A 24,884-nucleotide genomic window follows, 5' to 3' on the forward strand; every position below is an offset into this window, starting at 1 on the left:
GGTTACTGAAAGGATATCCATTGAGGTTGGTATGAATATTTTCACAGAGGCTGCAAAACTCGAAGAGCAAAATTGTCCGTTTGCGATGGCGCAAATTGTTGATAGCCGAGGCTCGACTCCCCGCCATTCTGCACAAATGTTAGTGCGCGCCGATGGTTCTATCGTCGGTACAATTGGTGGCGGAATGGTTGAGCGGAAGGTGATTGAAGAGTCGCTTCAGGCATTGCAGGAACGTAAGCCGCGATTATTCCATGGACGTATGGCTCGTAACGGTGCGGATGCTGTCGGGTCAGATTGTGGAGGTGCAATGTCAGTATTTATCAGCGTCCATGGTATGCGTCCACGTCTGGTGTTGATTGGCGCGGGGCATGTCAACCGGGCGATAGCCCAGAGTGCGGCGCTATTAGGATTTGATATTGCCGTTGCCGATATTTATCGCGAAAGCCTCAATCCTGAACTATTCCCACCATCAACCACGCTTCTCCATGCTGAGTCGTTTGGTGCGGCAGTGGAAGCACTGGATATTCGCCCTGATAATTTTGTCCTGATTGCCACGAATAATCAGGATCGTGAAGCCCTCGACAAACTCATTGAACAGCCCATTGCATGGTTGGGGTTGCTGGCAAGTCGTCGCAAGGTTCAGCTTTTCCTGCGTCAATTGCGTGAGAAAGGCGTGGCTGAAGAACATATTGCCCGTTTACATGCGCCCGTTGGTTACAACATAGGTGCGGAAACGCCGCAGGAGATCGCCATCAGCGTGCTGGCAGAAATATTACAGGTGAAAAATAACGCGCCGGGTGGGCTGATGATGAAACCTTCTCATCCTTCCGGACACCAGCTGGTGGTGATTCGCGGGGCGGGAGATATCGCCAGTGGTGTGGCGCTACGTCTGTATCATGCGGGTTTTAAAGTGATCATGCTGGAAGTGGAAAAACCGACAGTGATTCGTTGTACCGTGGCGTTTGCCCAGGCCGTGTTCGATGGCGAAATGACGGTCGAAGGCGTCACTGCTCGCCTGGCAACCAGCTCTGCGGAAGCGATGAAACTTACCGAACGCGGATTCATCCCTGTGATGGTAGATCCCGCCTGTTCATTGCTTGATGAACTGAAACCGCTTTGCGTGGTGGACGCTATTCTGGCGAAACAGAATTTGGGAACGCGGGCAGATATGGCACCAGTAACAATCGCGCTTGGGCCGGGCTTTACTGCTGGGAAGGATTGTCATGCGGTAATTGAAACAAATCGCGGGCACTGGCTCGGTCAGGTGATTTACTCTGGTTGTGCGCAGGAGAATACCGGTGTTCCTGGCAATATTATGGGGCATACCACCCGACGGGTGATCCGTGCTCCTGCTGCAGGCATTATGCGATCCAACGTGAAATTAGGCGATCTGGTGAAAGAGGGCGATGTGATTGCCTGGATTGGTGAGCATGAAATTAAAGCACCGTTGACGGGGATGGTGCGTGGCTTGTTGAACGACGGACTGGCAGTGGTCGGTGGTTTTAAAATTGGTGATATCGATCCTCGTGGTGAAACGGCTGATTTCACCAGCGTTTCTGATAAAGCCCGGGCGATTGGCGGCGGCGTACTTGAAGCGTTAATGATGTTGATGCATCAGGGCGTGAAAGCGACAAAAGAAGTGCTGGAAGTGGCTTAAATGAAAATGGCCGGATGGTATTACCCACCCGGCCTGAGACTGATGACAAACGCCAAATTGCCTGATGCGCTACGCTTATCAGGCCTACAAGTGCATTGCAATCTATTGAATTTGCGATGTTTTGTAGGGCGGATAAGGCGCTCGCGCCGCATCCGGCATCAACAAAGCGCACTTACTTGACAATCTTTGGCCGGATGGTATTACCCACCCGGCCTTTAAATTACTGACAAATCACCGTTCCTGTTTTGCCTTCAATCCCTTCTTTCGCTTTGCTCAATACGGTAATTAGTGCTTCACGACCTGCACGAGAGCGAGCAAACGAGGCGGCAGCTTCCACTTTAGGCAGCATAGAACCTTTCGCAAAATGACCTTCTTCGATAAAGCGTTCAGCATCACTTAATGACAGGCGATCGAGCCACTGTTCATTCTCTTTACCGAAGTTAATGGCCACTTTTTCTACCGCAGTCAGAATGATCAGCATATCGGCATCAATCATTTCTGCTAAACGGGCGCTGGCCCAGTCTTTATCGATAACCGCACTGGCACCACGCAGGTGGTTACCTTCACGAATAACAGGGATACCACCACCGCCAACGGTAATCACTACCTGGCCTGCTTCTACCAACGCTTTGACCGTTTCTTTTTCAATGATATCAACCGGTTTTGGCGAGGCAACAACACGGCGATAGCCGCGACCAGCATCTTCTTTCAGAGTGTAACCCTGTTTTGTCAGTTGCTCTGCTTCTTGCTCGGTAAAGAACGAACCGATCGGCTTGGTCGGGTTGAGGAATGCCGGGTCGTTAGCATCGACTTCGACCTGGGTAACCAGCGTTGCTACAGGTTTATTAATGCCACGAGAAAGCAGTTCTTCTCTTAATGCGTTTTGTAGATCGTAACCAATATAACCCTGGCTTAAGGCAACACAGACAGACATCGGCAGCATTGGCGAGTGTGCTTCAGTTTTTGCGGCAGCTTCAAAGGCCTGGTTAATCATGCCCACCTGTGGCCCGTTACCGTGAGTGACGATGACCTCATGTCCCTGGGCAATTAAATCAACAATTGCCTGAGAAGTAATTTTTACCGCTTTCATTTGCCCGGCCAGATCATCGCCCAGCGCATTCCCGCCCAGGGCGAGAACAATTTTCTTACTCATTTTTCCTCACTCATCATTCTTGATTGTGTATAGATCCCTGGCAGTGGTTAGAGCACGGGAGGGACAAACGGTTTGCGTCGCAGGAAACGACCTCGCCCGGCTTTGCCTGTAAAGGTGCCGTCACAGAAAATCGTTTCACCACGGGATAAGGTTCTGACAATCGCGCCCTGACAGGTAAAACCCTCCCATGGCGAGTAGTCGGCGTTGTCGTGGAGATGGCGATGCTGAATTTGTTGGCTCTGACGTGGGTCGATAATCACCACGTCGCCGTCGGAACCGTGCGCTAATAATCCTTTTTGCGGCCACAGGCCAAACAGCCTGGCGGGCATTGCGCTGGTTAATTCAACAAAGCGTTCCGGTGTTATACGTCCCGTCATCACGCCACTGGAAAACAGTAACTGCATGCGGTTTTCCACACCGGGTAAGCCATTTGGGCAGCGACTGAAATCGCCTTTAGAAATTTGCAGGCGTTGAGCCATCGAGAAGGTGCAGTGATCGGTTGCCACCACGTCAATCGCACCATCGCTGATGCCACACCACAGTTTGTCCTGCTCGCGTACGTTACGCAGCGGTGGGCTAAGAATGAACTTTATGCCATCTTCTGTATCGTAACTGCGTTCGTCCAACAGGAGATATTGTGGGCAGGTTTCAACCCAGACTGGCTGGTGATTCGCACGGGCAAGCCGCAGATAATCCAGACCTAAGCCGTTAGACAGGTGCACGATATAGAGCGGGGCGTTACCGGCAATTTGTGCCAGGTTAATCATGCGGGCGATGGCTTCCGCTTCGCATTCCAGAGGGCGACTCAAGGCGTGATAGCGCGGCGCGGTTAACCCTGCGGCGATAAACTCCGCCCGCTTGCTGGCGATAGCCGCATCATTTTCCGGGTGCACGGTGGTCAGCGCGCCGGATTCATGCAGACGGCGTAATGCCTGCAAAACCTCGTCATCGTTGAGTTTGTATTGATAGGTTAAATAGAGTTTAAAACTGCTCAACCCTTCCTCGACCATCATAGGGATTTCGTCGAGGATGGCGTGATTAATGTGCTGGATCACACCATGAAAGCTGTAGTCGATGACCGCCTTATGGGCGGCATAGCCACGATAAACCTCCAGTTGATGGCGTAACCGACAGCCGTTTGGGCCAAATCCCATATGGTCAATAATGGTTGTTGTACCGCCACACGCAGCTGCGCGGGTACCGGTAAAAAAATCATCACAACTGCGCGCGATGCCGACATCAATATTGAAATGCGTATGGACATCCACGCCGCCAGGGAAAACGTAACAGCCAGTGGCATCAATTTCTTCATACGGGAGCTGCGGCGAAATATTGTTGCCCAACTGGCGAACAATCCCGCTTTCAATCAGCAAATCCTGTTTGGCTTGTCCATCTGCGTTAACGACAGTGCCGTTTTTGATCAATACGCGCATAGCAAACTCCAAAAACCCTCCGGCGAACCGGAGGGGAATAAGTGAAGAGTAATTATTCGGTTGCCAGCCAGCTTAACGGGATTGCAGCGTACATCGCGGCACAGGTCACCAGGTGAGATTTCCAGGTTTTTTCGTTAGGTGCATGCGCTTCAGGTTCTTTACCCGGGCCAAAGCCGATCACCGGAATGCCGTGACGGCCCATGATAGATACGCCGTTAGTTGAGAAGGTCCACTTATCAACAACCGGCGCTTTGCCAAACAGCCCTTCGTAGGCATTCACCAGTGCTTTAACGGTGAAGTGATCTTCTTCCACTTTCCAGGTCGGGAAGTAGCATTCGGTTGGGTAAACCAGGCCAGTCCAGGACGGACGGTCGTAGTTGTACATAGAAACAACCGCGTTAGCTTTCTGTACTGCAGGCAGGGCGCGGATTTCGTCCAGCGCGCCTTCCCAGGTTTCGCCCCAGGTCAGACGGCGGTCAATAGAGACGGCGCAGCTATCTGCTACAGCGCAACGGCTTGGGGATGTGAAGAAGATTTCAGAAACGGTGAGGGTGCCTTTGCCGAGGAATTCGTCATAACCCAGACGTTGGGAGAGTTCTTGTAATTCGCCAAGAATCGGACCCATTTTGAAAATGGCGTTGTCACCGCGTTCTGGCGCAGAACCGTGGCAGCTAACACCCTGAACATCAATACGAATTTCCATACGACCGCGCTGACCACGGTATACCTGGCAGTCGGTTGGTTCGGTACTGACCACAAATTCCGGGCGAATGCCGGATTGTTCAATAATGTACTGCCAGCACAGACCGTCGCAGTCTTCTTCCTGCACAGTACCGGTAACCAGCAGGGTATATTCATCTTCCAGACCGAGGTCTTTAATGATTTTACCGGCATAAACCATAGATGCCATGCCGCCTTCCTGGTCGGAAGTACCGCGACCACCGATCAGCTCATCAGTTTCCATGCCTTCGTACGGATCGAAGTCCCAGTTTTTGATGTTGCCAATGCCGACGGTATCGATATGAGCGTCCATTGCCACCAGACGCGGGCCGTGGCCGATATAACCGAGAACGTTGCCCATCGGGTCGATTTCAACTTTATCGAAGCCGACTTTTTCCATCTCTTCTTTAATACGATGTACTACGCGTTTCTCGTCGCAGCTTTCACTGGGAATAGCAACCATGTCGCGCAGGAAGCGAGTCATATCCGCCTGGTAATCTTTTGCTTTTTCAAGAATCAGTTTGAATGGAATATTCTTAGCCATTATTTTTCTCCAGATTTTTTACTCCCCGTTTTGCAGGGAGCAGTTCCAATAGGGTGATTAAGGTGCTACAGCGTGTTTGCCTTCCCAGACAACTTCGCGGTAGTGCTTCACGTCGGTGTCGCCTTCGGTGCTGATAACCAGCACCACGGCATCTTTGTTCAGCGCCAGTTTTTCCATCAGGCTTTGACGTTGCGGGTGATAATGAACCGCCGCGAGAACGCCCAAACCGACAGCGCCGGATTCACCGGAGATAATGCGCGGGTCGTTGCCGTACGGATTACCCAGCACGCGCATACCTAATGCGGCAACGCTGTCCTGGCAGGAGATGAATTGGGTGGCGCAGTTACGTAGGATTTCCCAGCCCAGCGGGTTAGGTTCGCCACAGGCCAGGCCCGCCATGATGGTGGCCATATCACCGCCAACGTTGACGATGTCGCCTTTGACGCCGGAGCGATAAATACAGTCAGCTTTGTCAGGTTCAACAATAATGCTGTGCAGATTTTGCGGGCTATAGACGTCGACCAGATAACCCAGCACACCACCGGCCATTGCTCCGACACCGGCTTGCAGCAGAACGTGCGTCGGGGTTACGCCCATTTCACGCATTTGCTCGACGGCTTCATCTGCCAGGGTTGCGTAGCCTTGCATGATCCAGGTTGGGATTTTGGTGTAACCTTCCCATGCCGTGTCCTGTACCACTTCCCAGCCGTGCTGCTGCGCGTGTTGCATGGTCAGGCGAACGGTATCGTCATAGTTCATATCCGTGACGATGCACTCGGCACCGAGGTTCAGAATGGCGTCAACGCGTTCCTGAGCAGAACCTTTCGGCATGTAAATCACCGCATTCTGTCCGAGTTGCTGCGCTGCCCACGCCACACCGCGCCCGTGGTTGCCGTCGGTGGTGGTCGCGAAAGTCATTTTTTCGCCGATGGCATTTTTCAGGTGCTCAAATGACAGCGTTTCGATATCAAGATGATATTTTTCACACAATAATTGAGCGATAGCGTACGCACCGCCGAGCATTTTGAAGGCGTTCAGACCGAATCGTTTTGATTCGTCTTTGACAAGAATTTTCTTCACACCAAAAAGGTTTGCGAGATCGTCCAGCGCACAAAGCGGTGTTGGGCGATAACCAGCTATTTTCTGGTGGAACTGGCGCGCCAGTTTGGCCTGGCTTTGCGAAAAGAGCGGTGATGTTTCGCCGTTGAAAAATTTGTTATCGGCGATATCAATCTTCAATGAGAAAACGGACATATCCTATCCTTTTGGCCTCTGGAAATAGAGGGCCGACCAGCTGATCGGCCCGAGGGGTTATTTCACGCGTTCTTGCGCTTCTTTCAGCAGTTGCTCGAGCAGTGCACCTGGTTTGGCGTATTTACGGGACAGGATCATCGCGGCGATGATATAAGGCTTCCAGCTGGCTTCTTTGTAGGTAGCGATACGGTATTTTTCGAATACGCCTTCAGTCACTTCACCTTCTTTACAGGATACGCCGCTGATATCAGCTGGCAGGCAGTGCATGTACAGGGCTTCGCCATCACGGGTCAGTTCCATCATCTCTTCAGTACAATGCCAGTCTTTGTGTTGCGCGTTCTGTGCCAGACACTGTTTTTCCAGTGCTTTTAAGCCTTCGTGATCGTTCGCACGCAGCAATTCAGTACGCTCTTCCATCACTTTGTAAGGTGCCCATGACTTCGGATAAACGATGTCTGCGTCTTTGAAGGCTTCTTCCATGCTGGTGACCTGACGGAAGCTACCGCCGGAGGCTTTAGCATTGTTTTTAGCGACTTCAACGACATCCGGGATCAGGTCGTAGCCTTCCGGATGGGCCAGGGTGACATCCATACCGAAGCGAGTCATCAGACCGATGATGCCTTGTGGTACAGAGAGCGGTTTGCCATAGCTTGGGGAGTAGGCCCAGGTCATGGCGATTTTTTTACCTTTCAGGTTTTCCAGTGAACCAAAGTGTTCACGTAACCATGCCAGGTCAGCCATTGACTGAGTCGGGTGGTCAATATCGCATTGCAGGTTCACTAAAGCCGGACGTTGCGGCAGCACACCCTGCTTGTAACCGTCATCAAGTGCAGCGCCAACTTCACGCATATAGGCGTTGCCTGCGCCCAGATACATATCGTCGCGAATACCAATAGCGTCGGCGCAGAAGGAGATCATATTGGCGGTTTCACGCACGGTTTCGCCGTGAGCGATTTGTGATTTGCCTTCGTCGAGATCTTGCTGTGCAAGGCCGAGCAGGTTAAGCGCGGAAGCATAAGAGAAGCGGGTACGGGTGGAGTTGTCGCGGAATACGGAAATACCTAATCCACTATTAAAGACTTTGGTTGAGATGTTTTCAGCACGCAGTGCTTTTAATGCTGCGGCAACGTCCAGTACTTGTTTCAGTTCATCTGGCGTCTGTTCCCACGTTAACAAAAAATCTTTCTCGTGAAGGTGAGAAGTCAGCGAATTGATATCCTTAATCAGCTCATTAACAGTTTTCATCATAAAGTCCCGGTAGTGGAATGACAGGCAAAGTGGTTTATTTCACTGTGACTTGCCAAAGTGATTGGTGTTTTCACAGCTATACCTGGGACTAACAATAAGTGTGCCAGAATTATCCACGGGGCTGCAAAAGACTAATTTGACGGATAATGTGTGGGGTTGATCACAAATTGATGCCAGCTTCCGGTTGTTTGTAAAATACGAAAACGTTTGGCTTTTTTTATCGCGTTATTTATTTGCTGCTAAGTATCAGAAATAAGATAAAGGGACAGGCGATCTCTCTTCAGTTTGATAAACTCACCGCCGTAATTCTCATATTGATATAGAAATGTGATATCTCTTCCATAATTTTATTAGAAAGTGATAAAAATCTTATGTTTTTATCAAAGCCAATTTCGCCTGAGTTAATATCATCATGATCTGTGAACCATCAACGTCTTCAATGATCGACTTTTAAGTAAGTCTGGAAGGTAAAGCTATGGAGCTTGCTACTACGCAGTCAGTATTGATGCAAATTCAACCGACAATTCAGCGTTTTGCCAGAATGCTTGCCAGCGTTTTGCAGCTTGAGGTTGAGATCGTTGATGAAAACTTGTGTCGCGTCGCCGGAACTGGCGCGTATGGGAAGTTTCTTGGTCGCCAGTTGAGCGGCAACTCACGCCTGCTCCGCCACGTCCTGGAAACGAAAACTGAAAAAGTTGTGACACAGTCTCGCTTCGATCCCCTTTGCGAAGGTTGCGATAGTAAAGAAAATTGCCGCGAAAAAGCATTTCTGGGTACGCCTGTCATTTTACAGGATCGTTGTGTTGGGGTGATAAGTTTGATTGCCGTTACCCACGAGCAACAAGAGCATATCAGTGATAATTTACGCGAATTTTCTGATTATGTTCGTCATATATCCACCATTTTTGTTTCGAAACTTCTGGAGGATCAGGGGCCAGGAGATAACATCAGTAAAATATTCGCGACCATGATCGATAATATGGATCAGGGCGTATTAGTTGTAGATGACGAAAATCGGGTTCAGTTTGTTAATCAGACTGCCTTAAAAACACTTGGTGTTGTGCAAAATAATATTATTGGGAAACCTATCCGTTTCAGACCATTAACATTTGAGAGTAATTTTACCCATGGACATATGCAGCATATTGTTTCGTGGGACGATAAAAGTGAATTAATCATTGGTCAATTGCATAACATTCAGGGCCGACAATTATTTTTAATGGCGTTTCACCAATCGCATACCAGTTTTTCTGTAGCAAATGCACCTGATGAACCGCATATTGAACAATTGGTTGGCGAGTGCCGTGTTATGCGGCAATTAAAACGACTCATTAGCCGTATTGCACCCAGCCCATCCAGCGTTATGGTGGTTGGTGAAAGCGGCACGGGTAAAGAAGTTGTCGCCCGTGCAATCCATAAGTTGAGCGGAAGACGGAATAAACCCTTTATTGCTATCAACTGTGCCGCGATTCCGGAGCAGCTTCTGGAGAGCGAACTGTTCGGTTATGTTAAAGGCGCATTTACTGGCGCTTCTGCCAACGGTAAAACAGGGTTGATTCAGGCGGCGAATACGGGCACGCTGTTTCTCGATGAAATAGGTGATATGCCATTAATGTTGCAGGCTAAATTACTGCGCGCTATTGAGGCACGTGAAATTCTGCCGATTGGTGCCAGTAGCCCAATACAAGTCGACATTCGCATCATTTCTGCAACTAACCAGAATTTGGCCCAGTTCATTGCCGAAGGTAAATTCCGCGAAGATCTCTTCTACCGACTTAATGTTATCCCGATAACTCTGCCACCGCTGCGTGAACGTCAGGAAGATATTGAACTACTGGTGCATTACTTTTTACATCTGCATACCCGTCGTCTGGGATCGGTTTATCCTGGCATTGCTCCCGATGTCGTCGAAATATTGCGTAAGCATCGTTGGCCCGGAAACCTGCGCGAGTTAAGCAATTTGATGGAATATCTGGTTAACGTTGTTCCTTCAGGTGAAGTTATCGACAGCACGCTCTTGCCGCCAAATCTGCTGAATAATGGCACAACGGAGCAAAGTGATGTAACAGAGGTCACTGAGGCACACCTGTCACTCGATGATGCGGGCGGCACGGCGCTGGAGGAGATGGAAAAGCAAATGATCCGCGAGGCGCTTTCACGTCATAACAGCAAGAAGCAAGTTGCTGATGAACTGGGCATCGGCATTGCTACGCTCTATCGCAAGATTAAGAAATATGAGTTGTTAAACACATAACCTCAGTGAATCCGGCCTGAATTCAGGCCGGATATCCTTTTACTTCGTTTTCTCGCAATCCAGAACTGTATTTACAATCATCTGATACCCCGTGCAGCGACAAAGATTTCCCGCCAGTCCGCGACGAATTTCCGTAATGGTTAATGGCTTCTCGCGTGGTTTCGCCAGCATTGCCGTGGTAGCCATAATCAGGCCAGGCGTACAAAACCCGCACTGCACTGCGCCGGATTTCGCATAAGCCTGCTGAACATGAGAAAGTTTTCCGCCTTTCGCTTCACCTTCCAGCGTGCGGATCTCTTTTCCTTCAGCCCAGGCGGCAAGGTATAAGCAACTGTCTATTGCTGTGCCGTCGACCAGCACCGTACAGGCACCACATTCACCCACGCAGCACCCTTGTTTGACACTTAGCAGTCCTTGTTCGCGGAGTAATTCCGAGAGCGGCGTGCCTGGTGCGGCATGAAGCTGAAAAGGCATCCCGTTAATGGTGCATTCGATGGTAATTGTTTCGCTGTGATTCATTGCAATTTTCCCCCCGCCGCGGCGACGGCTTCGCTAATCACTTTTTTGGTCATCGTCTGGATGAGATGCAGACGAAACTCTTTACTGGCCCGCCATGAAGAACGCGGGGCGACATCTTGCAGGACAGATTCGCTGATAGCTTCCAGCGTTTGCAGGTTTAATGGCGCATTTTGTGCAGTATGTTCGGCATGTTGGCAGCGAATCGGCGTTGGCGCGGCAACACCAAATGCCAGGCGTAATTCGCTGAAATTGCCGTTATCCAGTCGGCAATGTGCGGCACAGCCAATCGTTGAAATATCCATTGCGTCGCGCATGGCATATTTAAAATGCGCGCTGCCCACGTGTTCTTTCGGCTGGGGCGGAAAATGAAAGGCGACAAGGATTTCGTCATGCTCAAGAGACACTTTGCCCGGCCCGGTGTGAAAGCCATTAATCGGGACGAAACGAACACTGCGTGGGGAGTGGATCTCCAGTTTCGCGTCATAAATGAGCGTTGGCGTGGCAGAATCTGCGCTGGTGGCACCGTTGCAAATATTTCCACCGTAGGTAGCGACGTTACGGATCTGCGGTCCAGCAATGGACGAGGCCGCAGCACATAACGCCGGGAGATGACGTTGAGTTATAGGATCTTCTATTAGCTGGGTAAATGTCGTTGCAGAGCCGATACGTAGCGAGCCATCTTCCGCCAGCGTAATTCCCCGCAGCTCCGCCAGATTATGAATATCAACAATATGGCGATAACGGTCATTGTGATGGTGGAGCTGAATCAGTACGTCAGTGCCACCGGCGAGCAGTTTGGCCTGCGGGTTGTCAGCCAGCAGGTTGATGGCATCGGCAAGGGTTGCTGCGCGATGGTAAGAAGCAAAATCAAACATGATGTTATCCTCAAATCAATCCTGCCAGATGAAACTCTTCATATAACCGTTTTGGCGTCAGCGGCAGTGTATTGATTGCAACACCGGTAGCCATCTTCACCGCGTTACGAATAGCTGCGGCAACAGGAATTATTGGTGGCTCACCCAGTGACTTATGTCCGTATGCGGATTGCGGCTCATTGATTTCGACGAACGCGCTTTCCAGTTGTGGCAGATCCGGCATGGTCGGCATTTTGTAATCCAGCAGATTGGGGTTACGGACCACGCCGCTTTTCGCATCGATGATCATCTCTTCAAATAGCGCCCAGCCAATGCCCATTCCCATTCCGCCGTGTACCTGACCTTCTGCCAGCAGCGGATTTAGAATATGCCCCGAATCATGAACGTTGAGGATGCGGTTGATGGTGACTTTGCACAGCGCAATATCGACCGTCAGATCAACAAAGGTACAGCCGAACGCCGGTGGGTTAGTGGTGGTTTTGATGGAGCTTTCAGCAGAGAGCTGCCCGCCGCGTTCAGGGTGGTAGAAAGCGTCCATCGCCAAATCTTTTAACGACATTAACGGCTCTTCCGGTCGTTCAACCAGCACGATATGGCCTTTTATCAGGGTCAGATTCATCTCTGACTGATGTAGCATGACTGCGGCGTGAGCGATGATTTTCTCTTTTAATAACAGTGCCGCACTGCGCAGCGCAGGCGCAGCAACATAGCTCTGACGTGAGGCAAATGCGCCGGGATCGAATGGCGTAACGTCGGTATCTTGTGTTGAAATAACGCGAACGTCGCTGACCGGAACCCCCACGGTTTCTGCCACCATTTGCGAGAAGACGGTGTCGGCACCCTGACCGATTTCCGTCGCGCCGCTTTGCACGTTGATGGTTCCATCCTGATTCATCAGAAGGCGCGCGCCTGCTATTTCTACGCCGACAGGCCAGGTATTAGAGGTGTAGCTAAAACAGGCGACGCCAACGCCGCGGCGTAAATTGCCTTGCTGGTTCTGGCATTCTGCACGGCGTTTTTCCCATTCAAAGATTTTCCGGCCTTTTTCAAGACACTCCGGCAACCCTGCGCTGTAAATACGTTTGCCCGTGAGCGGATTAGCATCTCCTTCGCGGGCGGCGTTGCGTAAACGAATTTCAACAGGATCAATACCTAACGCTGTCGCGGCGTCATCAAGCATAGACTCAACGGCAAATACGACTTGTGGCGCGCCATAACCACGCATCGCACCAGCCGAGGGGAGGTTGGTATAGCAGGTCTTTGAACTGTAAGCGTAGGCACAACGAGGATAAAGGTAAGCGACTTTATTCCCCCCCGCAGAAGCGATGGAGTGCCCGTGAGATGCATAAGCGCCGGTGTTAGACAGAACATCCAGACTATAACCTTTCAATGTTCCGTCGCGGTTCACGCCCATTTGCCCGTCAATAGTAAAAGCGTGGCGGGTACGGGTTGCGAGGAAACACTCTTCACGGCTAAGGGAAACTTTCACCGGAATGCCGCCAAGCTTGCTGGTCAGGAATGCCGCCATTGGCTCTTCCAGTACATCCTGTTTATTACCAAAACCGCCACCGACAAATGGTTTGATGACTCGTACGCATGACCAGGGAATATCCAGCGCCTGACCAACCACGCGGCGAACAATGTGCGGGATCTGGGTGCTGGAAACGATGGTAATTCGCGAGTCATCCTCCATCCACGCCAGCGATGTTACGCTTTCCATGTGACAATGTTGAATAACGGGAGTCTGATAGTGCCCCTGTACCTGGTAGTCGGCGGCATCGATTGTTTGTTGGACATTGCCCGTCGACATCGTGCTTTGTTTCAGTAAATTGCCGCCGTTATGGATTGGTGCAGCGTCCTCTGCCAGCGCCGCTTCTGGCGTGGTGATAACGGGTAATTCTTGCCACTCAATGCTGACCAATTGCGCCGCTTTTTCTGCCGTGAGTTCATCGCGGGCCACGACGATGGCAACGGCGTCACCATGATGACGAACATGGCGAGTTAGCAGTGCGCGATCGGCGGTATCGCGCTTGTTTTCGTCAAGTGTCCATGCATGCCCAGCTGTAGCGAATGGGATATCAGGCACATCTTCCCAGGTAAAAATCGCCAGTACGCCTGGTAAACTTCTGGCTTGTTCATCATTAATACTTACGGCATAACCATGTGCGATAGGGCTACGTACATATTTCGCATAACACATGCCCGCCATAACATAATCGTCAGTATATCGTGCCCGCCCGGTGACCTTAGCAATGGCATCAACGCGCATGCATGATTCACCCGTAGCGGTTGCTTCCCGCGCTTCCATAGAAATCCCCTCGATTTGAACATTTGGTTCTTATGGCAAAGATTTAGTCTAAGCAGGCAAGATTTACGCCAGAAACGACGATAAGCGTTAGGGGAGGAAGGAAGTGTGATGACGTTAAAAAAACACAGATATGATACGAAACAGGACTCTGAATAGGGGCAGTGATACGTATCAATATGAGTGGCGATAAAATCAATGTGATAAATTGGGATTATTACGCATCAGGATGGGAAATAGGGTAAAAAAGTCAGGAAATTCGATACCTCTACAGTGAATATTTTGCTGATGATACTTCCCTTTGCCAAATGAAATTAACCTCTTTCTCTATTACCGCGTTTTTCCAGAAGCAAGAGATTGGGTATCAAGAGGCTGGCTGCTATGATATGGCGTCTTGTTTTTTAAGCGAGGAAAGATTTTGAGTGCGGGACGCCTGAATAAAAAATCTCTGGGTATCGTGATGTTGTTATCGGTTGGACTGCTTTTGGTGGGCTGTTCGGGTAGCAAATCATCCGATACAGGAACGTATTCCGGCTCCGTTTACACCGTGAAACGGGGGGATACGCTATATCGTATTTCGCGCACCACGGGAACCAGCGTAAAAGAGCTGGCGCGACTGAACGGCATTTCCCCCCCTTACACCATTGAAGTTGGTCAGAAACTAAAACTGGGTGGGGCGAAAAGTAGCAGTAGTACACGTAAATCAACCGCCAAATCAACGACCAAAACCGCATCGGTTACACCGTCATCAGCGGTACCGAAATCTTCCTGGCCGCCAGTAGGGCAACGTTGTTGGTTATGGCCAACGACAGGGAAAGTTATCATGCCGTATTCGACAGCAGATGGCGGCAATAAAGGGATTGATATCTCAGCTCCACGGGGTACACCTATTTACGCCGCGGGTGCAGGAAAGGTGGTGTATGTGGGCAACCAGCTGCGTGGCTACGGTAATCTCATCATGATTAAACACAGTGAAGATTACATTACGGCTTACGCCCATAATGACACGATGCTGGTAAATAATGGGCAAAGCGTGAAGGCTGGGCAAAAAATCGCCACCATGGGGAGCACGGATGCGGCATCTGTTCGCCTGCATTTCCAGATTCGTTACCGTGCAACGGCAATTGATCCGCTACGTTACTTGCCGCCGCAGGGCAGCAAGCCAAAATGCTGATGGCGAATTAATCAGCAGTCAGCAGCGCGGCACTTGCTAAGGAGAGCGTAAGGTTTATAATGCCTTACGCATCTCGAAGCGGGCGTAGTTCAATGGTAGAACGAGAGCTTCCCAAGCTCTATACGAGGGTTCGATTCCCTTCGCCCGCTCCAAAACTTCCCTAACGTATTCATTCCACTATCTTTTTCTAAACTATACGTGACGGCGCTCGTGATCCTCCTACAAAGGGGTCATACAGCCGATGTCGCAGCGTGATAATCTCTATCGCCGTCCAAGTGGTATCTATGTTCTTCGGATCACTGTTCCGGTTCGTTATCGCGCCCTTATAGGGCAGCGTGAAATTCATGCATCTACCCGCACAACCCACCTTGCAAATGCCAGAGCTATTGCCGCGTGTTTGCTGGAGAAGTGGTATGCGTCTCTGGAAGAGTTCAGGCAAGTGGATAAAGAGAAGATCAGGGGCAATGCCCCATTGTTGACTGGCGCTGGCAAAATCAGCCTGGCGTTGTTTTGCGATTCATTTGGGGTTGGGGTTGAGACTGTCGTCCAGCATCTTCTGGCAGACAATGTGCCGCTGTATGCCCTTGTGTCGAACCAGCGTGGCTTTTTGATTGATGATTTCAGCACTCTTGAGCGTGATCCTGATACGCATGGGTTCGTTTTGACTAATATTGCGTATGACGGTGCTGAGGCTGCGGTGAACGGCTATATGCAGCTTTACCAGCCTCAGTTTGCCCTTGTTGAATTGCTGAACGGGCGAGAGGTTGAGGTTACGGCATTCAGGGCTAACAACGGCAACCCTCTTTCCCTCTGGTTGTTGGATTTACCCGGGGTGACGCTGAATGCAAGTTCTTTGTTCATCAACAACGTGCAGGCTGAAAAACTGCGTTACGTCTGGGATAGCGCGCTTGCAGCATCGGAACCGACATCAACCACCCCACCAAAAGCGCCGACAGCGGCGCTTCCTGCGGCCGCTACTATCAACCCGTATTGTAATCCGATGCATGCAAGCATGACGGTTTCAGCAGTTCTGGAAGAGTTTCTGGCCTATAAAAATACGGGTGATATCAAGTTAGCCAGTGAGGGGAAAATTCGTTCCAGAATCGAGCACTTTACGGAGATTATGGGTGATATGTCCTTAGGTGAGCTGGATCGTGAGGTCGTGAAGGATTACGTCAGTAGAATGCAGAAAATGCCCGGCAATCTGTATTTGATGCGGCGGAAATACAAGATTTCCGACACGCGAATGTTGATCGAAAGGGCGCTGGCTGATGGTCAGCCGGTAATGAGCCGGGATGCGATTGGCAGGCATATTGAGTCACTGGGTTCGATGTTCAAATGGGCCAAGAAGGTGCGTTACCTGCTTGATAATCCAGCCGAGAATGTGCTCGCTCAGCGCCGCGTGATGGTGCGTGAGCAGGATCGCCGAGATCTCTTCACCGAGGATGAACTATTGCGTATTTTCTCTGCTGACTGGTTCAAAACTGGTGCCGGAACACCTAACCAATACGGACGTTACACGAGCTTTCGCCCGTTTCACTACTGGTTGCCCCTACTGGCATTATATGTGGGCGGGCGCATCAATGAGCTTTGCCAGCTTTATCTGGCGGACATTCGCGTGGATAAAAACGGTGTTGCCTATATTGATTTTAATCTTGATGCACCGGATAAGATGATGGATGAAGAGGCACTAGCCGGTGGCGATAAATCCTTGAAAACGGTGAATGCTATCCGTCAGGTTCCCCTACATCCACGACTGATCGAACTAGGGCTACTTGAGTATGTGGATGCGTTGAAAGCTGCCGGGTATGATCGTCTTTTCCCTGAGTTGAAGCATAATAAAATCAAAGGATATCGTGCCGCCGCCTCAAAATGGTTTAACGAAAACTACTTTGGCAAAGTCCTCGGTTTTACCCGTGACGGTAAGAAAACGTTCCATTCGCTGCGGCATACTTTCATCAACGCTGTTGACAAGTATGAGACCAACGAACGCACGATTGCGCAGCTTGTTGGACATGTCCGGGGCAGCACTACTGCGATGACAACCTATCGTAAGGATGCTGATGTGGGAGAGCAATTGGACGTGATTTCGCAGCTTTGCTACAACTTGCCTGATATTGCGCAATTCGACTCGCAAGCGGGTATCAAGGCGGTCAGTGACGCACGGCGCAGACATAAATCGTGAGATGTGCCAAACGCGCCAGGAAGCTCTATGGCGCGTTTTTTATCAAGGGTAGTGGAAATCATGGTGCGGAATTTGCGGCGCTTTCGTAGCTCGACTGGCGCAGCTAGATGAATCAGATGTAACCTTCAACAAGCAGCCTCTTTCGCAATATTTAAACAACTAGCGGAGTATGGATGTTAATGGCGACCTACAGACAAATTGCCGATGATGTTAAATCCCGAACGGGGAGAACAGTCAAAACATGTTGGATAGCGCATGTTAAGTCATTGCATGGGCTAACCCGCCGCGTATCTCCAAACCGCATTAGCACCGAAAGCCGTGTTTATCCTTGCCCTGATAAATGGGTTGCGGAGATCGAGCAATCAATGAGAAATCTGGGCGAGCTTTAGCTCTTTACTGCGCCGCTTAACTTTTGAGTCTGTTTGGCTCTATAAGGACTGTCTCGCCGCCACGGAAATTTTCGGACGCAATGCCTGAGAGGGAGCTTCCAAACCTAGGACTTCCACTTTCCCGCACCCAACTTATCCGGCTGCTTTTAACCGCGAACACGTTGAAGGTTAACAACGTTTAGTTCATGTCTGACTGAAAGGAACGGCCACCGACAAACACCGTTAGAGAAGGTATGTAAGCTGATAGTTGAGTTGCTATATATACAGTTATTAAGAGAACTGCACCCAGACCAGCAGGAATGCAGCTTCTTTCCTGCTGATTGTCACTTTTTTCTGGAATAAGGGAACGAGCGGTAGTTCAAACGTGGAGACGACGTAAGGCGCCCTTGACGGCGTTTTGCAGATCGCTAACAACCGCCAGATGAGAGCTTTCTTTCCGCAGACGCTTGTCACCGTTGACCATCATCCAGCTACGTTTATCCCTACGCCCGATGTTATTGAATGAATGCAAGCCGCGCTCGGCTGTTGCGTCGTTCACCCTACGAACTGCGTTGATAGCGGTAAACCTGAACATATCACCGTTAGCCATCATTTCAGGCTCGATTGGTTTGCGAAATTTGAACAGGTGAGCGAGGGTTTCAAATCGAAAGTGTTGTATGTCGTTAAGGCGGTTAAGAGAGTAGTGAGTGAGCACAGCACCTTTTAACGTGACTTCAACACGAGCGCGTTGCTTTTCTACAGGTAGTTTCTGACCGTCGTCAGTGCATTTGTGGTAGACATGCCACGAGATCTTGTCCCACTTGTTACCCGTTCTCAGGTTCCATTCAGGATTGATACGAACATCCTGAACATCAAGGAAAACATTTTGTCGAGTTACGGGATTGTATTGTCGGGCTTTGGTTCCCGGACTGAACAGGGAACTTTGAAGCCGATAGGTCATCGCATTTGTAGCGGTAATCGACCGGGCTTTGTGCCAGAAATCGCAGAAGACTTCGACCCCCACAATTTGCGGCTCGTAAGCAAATGGGAAACGATTTTGTAATTGGTCGAGGGCGGCTTCCAACTTCCCGTTATGGTTTGCTAGTAGATCGCGAAAGCGAATCCGAAAAACGTTGTTAGTGTTGCTTATGATGGGCTTTACCCAAGGTTTGACGTAGTTACCGGGACGGTGTTCGCACGATGCCAATTTTGAGATACGTAGACCGCAGGGTTCAACCCAGAGTTTTAATCCGGTGATTTTAAGTAATTCTTCCTGAACATAGCGATGCTGGGTCAGTCTAGATAAGCTGATCGTTATGTCCAGCCAGTCGATCCCGGCTGAGACTTTAAAGAATTTGCGGTCTGCTTCGGCAGCTTTGCATTCTCGACTCTTCATAGTGTGGCCTTATTGAACGGAATCTCAAACTGCCATCAGGGTAATTCGAACTGAGCAGGTTTGAGAGCATTCGAGCAAGGTAGCATAACAATTTTAAGATAAAAACCTTACTTATCAACTAACTGCGTTCATATTCTGAACGCAGTAGTCGTTGTTAACTTAAAGGCATGAGAACACTGTCGTTTTTCATATACAAAGGGTGCTTCGGCTCACCTGTAGCGATTCAGAGAAAGCACATGGTGCTATCTGGTAAAGCCGTCAGCCAGCCTAATATGTCTTACCACTTTTGAGCGCCAACAAACGACCGTTTTCTGGCACCTTTCGATCGCACACTTTCACACTGTTGGAAAATTAGCCTTGGCTTTTCTGGCAGGCCATCCTAAGTTGACACCGTTTTCTGGCAGGGGCCGGAAGAGGAGATGACTATGGCGATTTTTGGCTACGGGCGCGTTTCGACATCGCAGCAGGATACTGAGAACCAGCGTTTGGAACTTGAGCAAGCTGGATGGACTTTCGACTTTTGGTTTACTGATGTTGTTAGCGGGAAGGTTCCTGCGCTGCAACGCAAAGCGTTTTCCGAAATGCTCAGCAAAATCCGCGATGGTGAAACGCTGGTTGTTGCCAAACTCGACCGACTGGGACGCGATGCGATTGATGTTCTCCAGACTGTCAGGGCGATGGCCGAGCGTAATATCAAGGTCATTGTCCACCAGCTTGGCACAACGGATCTCTCCTCTGCTGCCGGTAAACTTCTGTTGTCGATGCTGTCAGCAGTTGCGGAGATGGAACGTGACCTACTGATTGAGAGGACCCATGCGGGTTTGTTGCGGGCAAAAGCTGAAGGCAAGAAGCTGGGAAGACCGTCGAAAATCGCCCCAGAAGTCCATAGGCTGATTATTGAGAAAAAGAATAATGGAGCCAGTGTCAGCGCACTAGCGAGGGAGTATGGCGTTTCCAGAGCGACTATAGCTGCACTATTAGATTATTAGCAATTTAGATTTTTATTACAACTTCTGAATGGCAAGAGTGCTAATCTTGGAGAGTAAAAGCCCCCAAATGGGGGCTAAGTTAATAACTAATAATGGACGTTTGCGATGAATTGAGGGAGAAGTTCTTTAAAATCATCTCTATACATATCCATATCACTCTGGAAACGAGAGATTATTTCTGTAATTTCTTTGCTTTTGGATAATCTTCCTGCTGTAGCTGGTTCTAACAGTGCAGATCTTGTTAATACCCTTTTTATTACAGGGATCCATAACTCCTTCGCATTTTCTCTATTGACGCCATCTTTGAAGGATAATGAATATTTATTAGGTATCGCTGAACCTAATATTATTTCCAATATGCTTGCTATAGCATGAATCATTAACAGTGATACGCCAGGTTGGGTCAATAGCTTATGTTTAATAGTATCTATTTCAGGAAGCTGGTTATGCCTAAATTGTTCATTAAAATCCGATTTTATCTGGCTTATAGCTTCATTTAAAGAATAGACAAAGATAATATGACCTAGAGTAATTGTATCATCAAAAGCCTTTTTATAGAGATCCTCATCATCCCAAATATCTTTTTTTCGATGATATGCACTTGTAGGATGAGCATGAAAAGCGATCAGGATTTGTGCAACTGTATCCGTTGGTAATAAAATTCTTTTTTGAGCCGGAGTTAACACTTGGCGAAGGCCACCTGTATATAAAGCTTCCTTATTTTTCTCGAAATCCTTTCTTAATCTTTTTTGTATAGAATCACTGGAGCGAAAATCTGAGCGCAAGACCTTGTTTTGTGAATTATTCGCTAGAGTGATTTCATTAATTAGTTCGGGATTATTAACTCTTATGAACCTAATTGCAACTCTTAGCGTATCATCTGGATCTTTCCCTAAATTTGAAATACTACCAGTAGTTTGAGCACCATTGACAATAGAAATACCAGTAACACTTTTAATTTGACCGAGTGTTTTGGATTCGTCAATGAAATCAATTTCAAAATCATGGACTAAGGCAGTGATTCCGTTATTAAATACAAAGAAATTTCCTGGGTGTGTTTTAGCCGTGTTTTGTATTTCATTATTTATTGAGAGGTCTTTTTTATTACTTCCTAAATAAGACCTTACATTAGCGCTGAATAGTTTATCTTCACCGTAGCTATTATATAGTTCTTTAATAAATTTCCCTGGCATAAGGGTAGAAAATGAGGCCCAGTTTTCATTAGAGTTTTGATAAAAGCCATGCATACCAGTCAGCGATATTTTATCTGATATCAAAATTGGACTGTGTTGAGAGTTATATAATTCATCAAGTGAACTTAAACCCATTTGCTTGGAGCTTATTCTCAGGTTATCAATATGATAAATTGAGTTTAATTTGTCCATAATTGAACGCCCAATCGAATGTAAAGGTTTCTCACATTCTGGTGTTTCAGGGCAGTTATGAACAAACCATACATTTATTTTCTCAATTTCATTATTTCTTAAAGCATCTCTTGCATCTTTTACCTGATCCCTTATCCTCAGAGGTATATTCTCTATATCAGCGGAAAGCAACGCGGTTTCTGCATAAGCTGTTTCTTGGGCCTTAGACGGCTTGGCCCCTTGAGGTCGAAATATAGTAGATTGATAAGATTGTATAAGATATATTTGTTTGCTTTCTCTATCGGTCATTAATATGTCTATATTTTCATCATCTCCCCCTTCAGTTATTATGTCGGGAGCTATCAATTCAATGCTGTCTATATTGTTATGTAACTCTATTGCATATAATGCACAATTTAAATTACCATATTTTTCTAGATCTTTTCTCTGTTGCAATGCTGACCAGAAAGAACTATCTGAAAGCTGTGTATATGTCATGATAAAACCCTTTTTATTAATATGTAAATTTTATCTCATTCTATCTAAAATCATTTTTTTATATCTAATGATATAACATTAAATGTATGTGAAATATTTAATGGTATCTGCTATGCCTTTGTTTATTAAAGCACAGTCTTCAAATCAGGGTCAACCAAACCACAGTATATTATATCCAACTATTGGATGTCGGTAAGCGACTAAGGCTAGTTGAGGTAACACATAAATAATACAATACCTTAGGGTATTGAGTTTCATCCTGTCCCTCCTTCTACGAACGTATCCACGCAGCGACTTCTTGAGCTTCGCCTGAAAAATTTGAAACCATGCGCTTGATGAGAATTGCATCTAGGTTACATTTGTGGGAACAGATCGTTGCTAGGGTAGCTATAAAATAAAAATTATAATTTATTCATGCAGTTAGTGTAAATGAATGCCGCTGAAACCTGAGCATCTTGCTTGGGGTGTTCATATACATAGTCAACGAAGGTTTTATAGAGCGCAATCATCTGGGGTGTGACTTCGGACTTGCCATTCATATTATCGAGACGCTGATAATAGTCTGCTTTGGTCATTCCTCCGTTTCGGCCTTTGGTTACGTTTGCGGTGAATTGTGCTATACCCATACACATTTGATCTTTATGGTTATTCGTTTTATCCGGGTGAAGAGCACCTTCCAACACTTTATCACCGCTGATGGCATGTTGCGCCCACGCTGAATTGTTGGCGATAAACTTTTTGGAGCCGGTGGCAATACCGTATTCGATGCGAATGCCATTATCGTGATAGCTACCGTCAGCATCTTTAGTCGCTAACTTTAGAGATATGCGGCAACCGGGGAGCGTTTTGTGTTCTTGCACCGAAGCAATAACGGTGTCTGTATCGCAATCAGCAAAGCTGTATGTGGGATTAACATAGGTATTCGTTTTGAGTAGTAACCCGGTTAAGCCGTTTTTATAGCCTTTTGCCGGTAGGGTTTTAAAGGCGTTACGGTCGCCATCCTTAATCGCTTCCCGAAACTGATCCATCCCAATGCGGATTGCCAGTTGATCGATGCTCTCGGCTGCATATGATGCAGATGATGTAGCGATTAATATGATGCTCAGCAAAAACTTGGCTGGAAAAACGGGTTTAATAATTCGTGTTTGTGACATGTTGTTATCCTTCAGAATCCACCCCTGCGGTGATTTTAATCGCATGATAACGCTTTGATTCAAAATGTCACTATTGGAGCGTGGCTCTTTAGTGGACATCTAATCAAATTCAGGAGGATGAAAAAGACCCTTCGATTTTTATTTGGACAACGTGTTAAGGCTCTACGTATAGCCGCCGGAATGAGCCAGGAAGCGTTTGCTGATCGGTGTGGATTTGCGCGTAGCTATATGAGCCGCATTGAACGTGGTTGCTCTAACGCGTCTCTTGATGCGATTGAGGTATTGGCTGAAGCTTTAAGTGTTGAGCCTTGGCAATTGTTAGCGTCCGATTCTTCCGAAGATAGCGCCCCGGAATTGTTGGTTCCATACGCGGCCGATGGCTCGTGCTTTCATCCCGGACTAGCGAGCACGCGCGATGGTTCGTTTGGTGTAGGTGATAAAGCCGCTCAGAAGCGTTTTGGCTCGTTTTTAGAAGCATTAGAGTATCTACGTAACATGAAGACAGCAAAATGGCGCAGACCCAATTCTAGCGGCAACTGGGGTATCGTATCAGCGGTTCGTTGGGACAAGCTGAGAAAGTAGCTCAGGTGTAAGTTTCAGATTTTAAATTACTGAATAAATAAACAGCTACCACATGAGGTGAATGGCCGCACGTTTTATCTGGCACTGATAACTATCAGCATTCCTAAAACACCAAAATACGGGTGCGTTACGTAGGCGTTACAGTGGCGTTTCACTTCAGCAATGGAGAGTGCTTTTGAAAAATAATCATTTGATATCATATGGTTTCCTAACCTCGCTGAGTGATATTGAATTACTGTCGCTTCACTCCGAAATTTTAACGCAGTTGCGTTTTAGAGGTGTCATTCGCACCAAGAATAATCCTGTTGGTGACTATGCTGAATGGCTGGTTTCTAATGCACTGGGTATGACTCTTCTCAGTAATTCGTCGGCGGGTGCTGATGCCATTGATGCTGATGGCCTGAAAGTGCAGATCAAAGCTAGGAGAGTTACGCCGGATAATCCTTCCCGGCAGCTTAGTGCCTTGCGTAACTATGAGGCAGCCGAATTTGATTATTTAATCGCGGTTATTTTCGATGAGACTTACAACATTCTTGATGCTTACAAAATCCCACATGAAGTAATACGAGATTATGCACGGCATAGTGACCACGTTAACGCACATATCGTTAACCTCAAGGGCGCGATTCTTACTGATCCCCGAGTTAGTTCCATCAAAGAAGACTTGATTGTCAGGAGTTCGGCTTCAGTCAATGAAGCGGCTATGCAAACCCTTCCACCCGAACCTATGGAAGAGGTTTTGAATCAACCAGAGAAGATAACGAGTAGTGTTACCTTGGTCAGCCTCCTTAAGGCTATCGGGATGGAGTGCTTTGTAAACTACTACCATCATTTTGCCGATTCAAATTTATCAAGCGCTGATATCATTGAGCAAATGCACTCACGTGAGGGTTACACAGAGAAAAGTTGCCGGGGCCGTCTCAGTAAAGCGCGAAAAGTGATCAGGGATGGTTTAAGTATTGAGGCTTTGACGTTGATCGCTGACTCTGGGCGAATACAAGATTCTGTCAGAAGTGACGCGCTAAAACTTATCAGCGTTCTGGAGTGAAGCGGTTTGCAAAACGTTGTAGTTCCTCCTACAAAACCCTCCTACAATGCACCGGTAATGACTCCAACTTATTGATAGTGTTTTATGTTCAGATAATGCCCGATGACTTTGTCATGCAGCTCCACCGATTTTGAGAACGACAGCGACTTCCGTCCCAGCCGTGC

General features: G+C 48.2%; 19 protein-coding genes, 1 tRNA gene and 1 pseudogene. 8 read left to right on the forward strand and 13 right to left on the reverse strand.

Features of this window, described 5'->3' with window-relative positions:
• Positions 1 to 31: 31 nt before the first annotated feature.
• Entirely contained in the window at positions 32 to 1,657 is a 1,626-nt protein-coding gene (yqeB, locus tag ACJHW7_RS17470) for a selenium-dependent molybdenum cofactor biosynthesis protein YqeB (RefSeq protein ID WP_001020381.1), read from the forward strand.
• A gap of 220 nt (positions 1,658 to 1,877) precedes the next feature.
• Here yqeB and arcC read toward each other — a convergent pair whose 3' ends face one another.
• The 5 genes from arcC to ygeW are packed head-to-tail and all read right to left on the reverse strand — an operon-like array spanning position 1,878 to position 8,006.
• A complete protein-coding gene (arcC, locus tag ACJHW7_RS17475) occupies positions 1,878 to 2,810 on the reverse strand; it encodes a carbamate kinase (protein ID WP_000037995.1) in 933 nt (310 codons plus the stop codon).
• A gap of 47 nt (positions 2,811 to 2,857) precedes the next feature.
• Complete coding sequence (gene hyuA, locus ACJHW7_RS17480; RefSeq protein WP_021557176.1) at positions 2,858 to 4,243, reverse strand: D-phenylhydantoinase; 1,386 nt, start codon at positions 4,241 to 4,243, stop codon at positions 2,858 to 2,860.
• A gap of 52 nt (positions 4,244 to 4,295) precedes the next feature.
• The gene (locus ACJHW7_RS17485; RefSeq protein ID WP_001107125.1) at positions 4,296 to 5,507 is read right to left on the reverse strand and encodes a YgeY family selenium metabolism-linked hydrolase; all 1,212 of its coding nucleotides are present in this window, start codon (positions 5,505 to 5,507) and stop codon (positions 4,296 to 4,298) included.
• A 57-nt stretch (positions 5,508 to 5,564) separates the two neighbouring features.
• The gene (dpaL, locus tag ACJHW7_RS17490) at positions 5,565 to 6,761 is read right to left on the reverse strand and encodes a diaminopropionate ammonia-lyase (RefSeq protein ID WP_000110493.1); all 1,197 of its coding nucleotides are present in this window, start codon (positions 6,759 to 6,761) and stop codon (positions 5,565 to 5,567) included.
• A gap of 57 nt (positions 6,762 to 6,818) precedes the next feature.
• On the reverse strand, positions 6,819 to 8,006 hold the full coding sequence (gene ygeW / locus ACJHW7_RS17495; RefSeq protein ID WP_000859787.1) for a knotted carbamoyltransferase YgeW: 1,188 nt from the start codon (positions 8,004 to 8,006) through the stop codon (positions 6,819 to 6,821).
• A 478-nt stretch (positions 8,007 to 8,484) separates the two neighbouring features.
• Between ygeW and ACJHW7_RS17500 the strand changes: the two genes are divergently transcribed.
• On the forward strand, positions 8,485 to 10,263 hold the full coding sequence (locus tag ACJHW7_RS17500; RefSeq protein ID WP_000417792.1) for a sigma-54 interaction domain-containing protein: 1,779 nt from the start codon (positions 8,485 to 8,487) through the stop codon (positions 10,261 to 10,263).
• A 39-nt stretch (positions 10,264 to 10,302) separates the two neighbouring features.
• Here ACJHW7_RS17500 and xdhC read toward each other — a convergent pair whose 3' ends face one another.
• Genes xdhC through xdhA form a run of 3 tightly spaced genes read right to left on the reverse strand, consistent with a single transcriptional unit; the run spans position 10,303 to position 13,965 of the window.
• Positions 10,303 to 10,782, reverse strand: a complete 480-nt coding sequence (xdhC, locus tag ACJHW7_RS17505; protein WP_001016605.1) for a xanthine dehydrogenase iron sulfur-binding subunit XdhC — start codon at positions 10,780 to 10,782, stop codon at positions 10,303 to 10,305.
• Positions 10,779 to 11,657 carry a xanthine dehydrogenase FAD-binding subunit XdhB gene (xdhB, locus tag ACJHW7_RS17510; protein ID WP_000459172.1) on the reverse strand — a complete coding sequence of 293 codons (879 nt, stop codon included), beginning with the start codon at positions 11,655 to 11,657 and terminating at the stop codon, positions 10,779 to 10,781. Before xdhB ends, xdhC begins: the two co-directional genes overlap by 4 nt.
• A 10-nt stretch (positions 11,658 to 11,667) precedes the next feature.
• Entirely contained in the window at positions 11,668 to 13,965 is a 2,298-nt protein-coding gene (xdhA, locus tag ACJHW7_RS17515; RefSeq protein WP_021557175.1) for a xanthine dehydrogenase molybdenum-binding subunit XdhA, read from the reverse strand.
• A 415-nt stretch (positions 13,966 to 14,380) separates the two neighbouring features.
• On the opposite strand from xdhA, the gene actS reads away from it, so the two are divergent.
• The 3 genes from actS (at position 14,381) to ACJHW7_RS17530 (ending at position 17,321) form a co-directional block, all read left to right on the forward strand.
• Entirely contained in the window at positions 14,381 to 15,136 is a 756-nt protein-coding gene (actS, locus tag ACJHW7_RS17520; protein WP_001625866.1) for an amidase activator ActS, read from the forward strand.
• Positions 15,137 to 15,214: 78 nt separating this feature from the next.
• Positions 15,215 to 15,288, forward strand: a tRNA-Gly gene (locus ACJHW7_RS17525).
• 89 nt (positions 15,289 to 15,377) lie between these two features.
• On the forward strand, positions 15,378 to 17,321 hold the full coding sequence (locus tag ACJHW7_RS17530) for a site-specific integrase (RefSeq protein WP_021557174.1): 1,944 nt from the start codon (positions 15,378 to 15,380) through the stop codon (positions 17,319 to 17,321).
• A gap of 747 nt (positions 17,322 to 18,068) precedes the next feature.
• Here ACJHW7_RS17530 and ACJHW7_RS17535 read toward each other — a convergent pair.
• Together ACJHW7_RS17535 and ACJHW7_RS17540 are read right to left on the reverse strand one after the other, a co-directional pair.
• Positions 18,069 to 19,085: a hypothetical protein gene (locus ACJHW7_RS17535; protein WP_021557172.1), complete on the reverse strand. Its 1,017-nt coding sequence runs from the start codon at positions 19,083 to 19,085 to the stop codon at positions 18,069 to 18,071.
• A 154-nt stretch (positions 19,086 to 19,239) separates the two neighbouring features.
• A pseudogene (locus tag ACJHW7_RS17540) lies at positions 19,240 to 19,338 on the reverse strand (hypothetical protein); the annotation flags it as partial.
• Between the two features lie 172 nt (positions 19,339 to 19,510).
• On the opposite strand from ACJHW7_RS17540, the gene ACJHW7_RS17545 reads away from it, so the two are divergent.
• Complete coding sequence (locus ACJHW7_RS17545) at positions 19,511 to 20,074, forward strand: recombinase family protein (RefSeq protein WP_021557171.1); 564 nt, start codon at positions 19,511 to 19,513, stop codon at positions 20,072 to 20,074.
• Positions 20,075 to 20,160: 86 nt separating this feature from the next.
• On the opposite strand, the gene ACJHW7_RS17550 is transcribed toward ACJHW7_RS17545, so the two are convergent.
• Entirely contained in the window at positions 20,161 to 21,936 is a 1,776-nt protein-coding gene (locus ACJHW7_RS17550; RefSeq protein WP_021557170.1) for an AIPR family protein, read from the reverse strand.
• Between the two features lie 401 nt (positions 21,937 to 22,337).
• Positions 22,338 to 23,090, reverse strand: a complete 753-nt coding sequence (locus ACJHW7_RS17555) for a hypothetical protein (protein WP_021557169.1) — start codon at positions 23,088 to 23,090, stop codon at positions 22,338 to 22,340.
• A 117-nt stretch (positions 23,091 to 23,207) separates the two neighbouring features.
• Between ACJHW7_RS17555 and ACJHW7_RS17560 the strand changes: the two genes are divergently transcribed.
• Together ACJHW7_RS17560 and ACJHW7_RS17565 are read left to right on the forward strand one after the other, a co-directional pair.
• Complete coding sequence (locus ACJHW7_RS17560) at positions 23,208 to 23,672, forward strand: helix-turn-helix domain-containing protein (RefSeq protein ID WP_021557168.1); 465 nt, start codon at positions 23,208 to 23,210, stop codon at positions 23,670 to 23,672.
• Between the two features lie 169 nt (positions 23,673 to 23,841).
• A complete protein-coding gene (locus ACJHW7_RS17565; protein ID WP_236922476.1) occupies positions 23,842 to 24,720 on the forward strand; it encodes a DUF6998 domain-containing protein in 879 nt (292 codons plus the stop codon).
• Between the two features lie 68 nt (positions 24,721 to 24,788).
• Here the strand turns inward: ACJHW7_RS17565 and ACJHW7_RS17570 are convergent.
• A partial coding sequence (locus ACJHW7_RS17570; RefSeq protein ID WP_000851394.1) for an IS1 family transposase occupies positions 24,789 to 24,884 on the reverse strand: 96 nt, incomplete at its 5' end.

This window comes from Escherichia sp. WS1152, from assembly GCF_046487665.1.
In the GTDB taxonomy this organism is placed as follows: Bacteria; Pseudomonadota; Gammaproteobacteria; order Enterobacterales; family Enterobacteriaceae; genus Escherichia; species Escherichia coli.

What these genes read in the sequence shown, in the direction of transcription:
- ACJHW7_RS17545 (WP_021557171.1), top strand. Translation starts at nt 19,511, where the DNA reads ATGGCGATTTTTGGCTACGGGCGCGTTTCGACATCGCAGCAGGATACT.
- ygeW (WP_000859787.1), bottom strand. Translation starts at nt 8,006, where the DNA reads ATGAAAACTGTTAATGAGCTGATTAAGGATATCAATTCGCTGACTTCT.
- ACJHW7_RS17500 (WP_000417792.1), top strand. Translation starts at nt 8,485, where the DNA reads ATGGAGCTTGCTACTACGCAGTCAGTATTGATGCAAATTCAACCGACA.
- arcC (WP_000037995.1), bottom strand. Translation starts at nt 2,810, where the DNA reads ATGAGTAAGAAAATTGTTCTCGCCCTGGGCGGGAATGCGCTGGGCGAT.
- ACJHW7_RS17555 (WP_021557169.1), bottom strand. Translation starts at nt 23,090, where the DNA reads ATGTCACAAACACGAATTATTAAACCCGTTTTTCCAGCCAAGTTTTTG.
- dpaL (WP_000110493.1), bottom strand. Translation starts at nt 6,761, where the DNA reads ATGTCCGTTTTCTCATTGAAGATTGATATCGCCGATAACAAATTTTTC.
- ACJHW7_RS17550 (WP_021557170.1), bottom strand. Translation starts at nt 21,936, where the DNA reads ATGACATATACACAGCTTTCAGATAGTTCTTTCTGGTCAGCATTGCAA.
- ACJHW7_RS17530 (WP_021557174.1), top strand. Translation starts at nt 15,378, where the DNA reads ATGTCGCAGCGTGATAATCTCTATCGCCGTCCAAGTGGTATCTATGTT.
- xdhB (WP_000459172.1), bottom strand. Translation starts at nt 11,657, where the DNA reads ATGTTTGATTTTGCTTCTTACCATCGCGCAGCAACCCTTGCCGATGCC.
- yqeB (WP_001020381.1), top strand. Translation starts at nt 32, where the DNA reads ATGAATATTTTCACAGAGGCTGCAAAACTCGAAGAGCAAAATTGTCCG.
- xdhA (WP_021557175.1), bottom strand. Translation starts at nt 13,965, where the DNA reads ATGGAAGCGCGGGAAGCAACCGCTACGGGTGAATCATGCATGCGCGTT.
- ACJHW7_RS17535 (WP_021557172.1), bottom strand. Translation starts at nt 19,085, where the DNA reads ATGAAGAGTCGAGAATGCAAAGCTGCCGAAGCAGACCGCAAATTCTTT.
- ACJHW7_RS17560 (WP_021557168.1), top strand. Translation starts at nt 23,208, where the DNA reads ATGAAAAAGACCCTTCGATTTTTATTTGGACAACGTGTTAAGGCTCTA.
- xdhC (WP_001016605.1), bottom strand. Translation starts at nt 10,782, where the DNA reads ATGAATCACAGCGAAACAATTACCATCGAATGCACCATTAACGGGATG.
- hyuA (WP_021557176.1), bottom strand. Translation starts at nt 4,243, where the DNA reads ATGCGCGTATTGATCAAAAACGGCACTGTCGTTAACGCAGATGGACAA.
- ACJHW7_RS17485 (WP_001107125.1), bottom strand. Translation starts at nt 5,507, where the DNA reads ATGGCTAAGAATATTCCATTCAAACTGATTCTTGAAAAAGCAAAAGAT.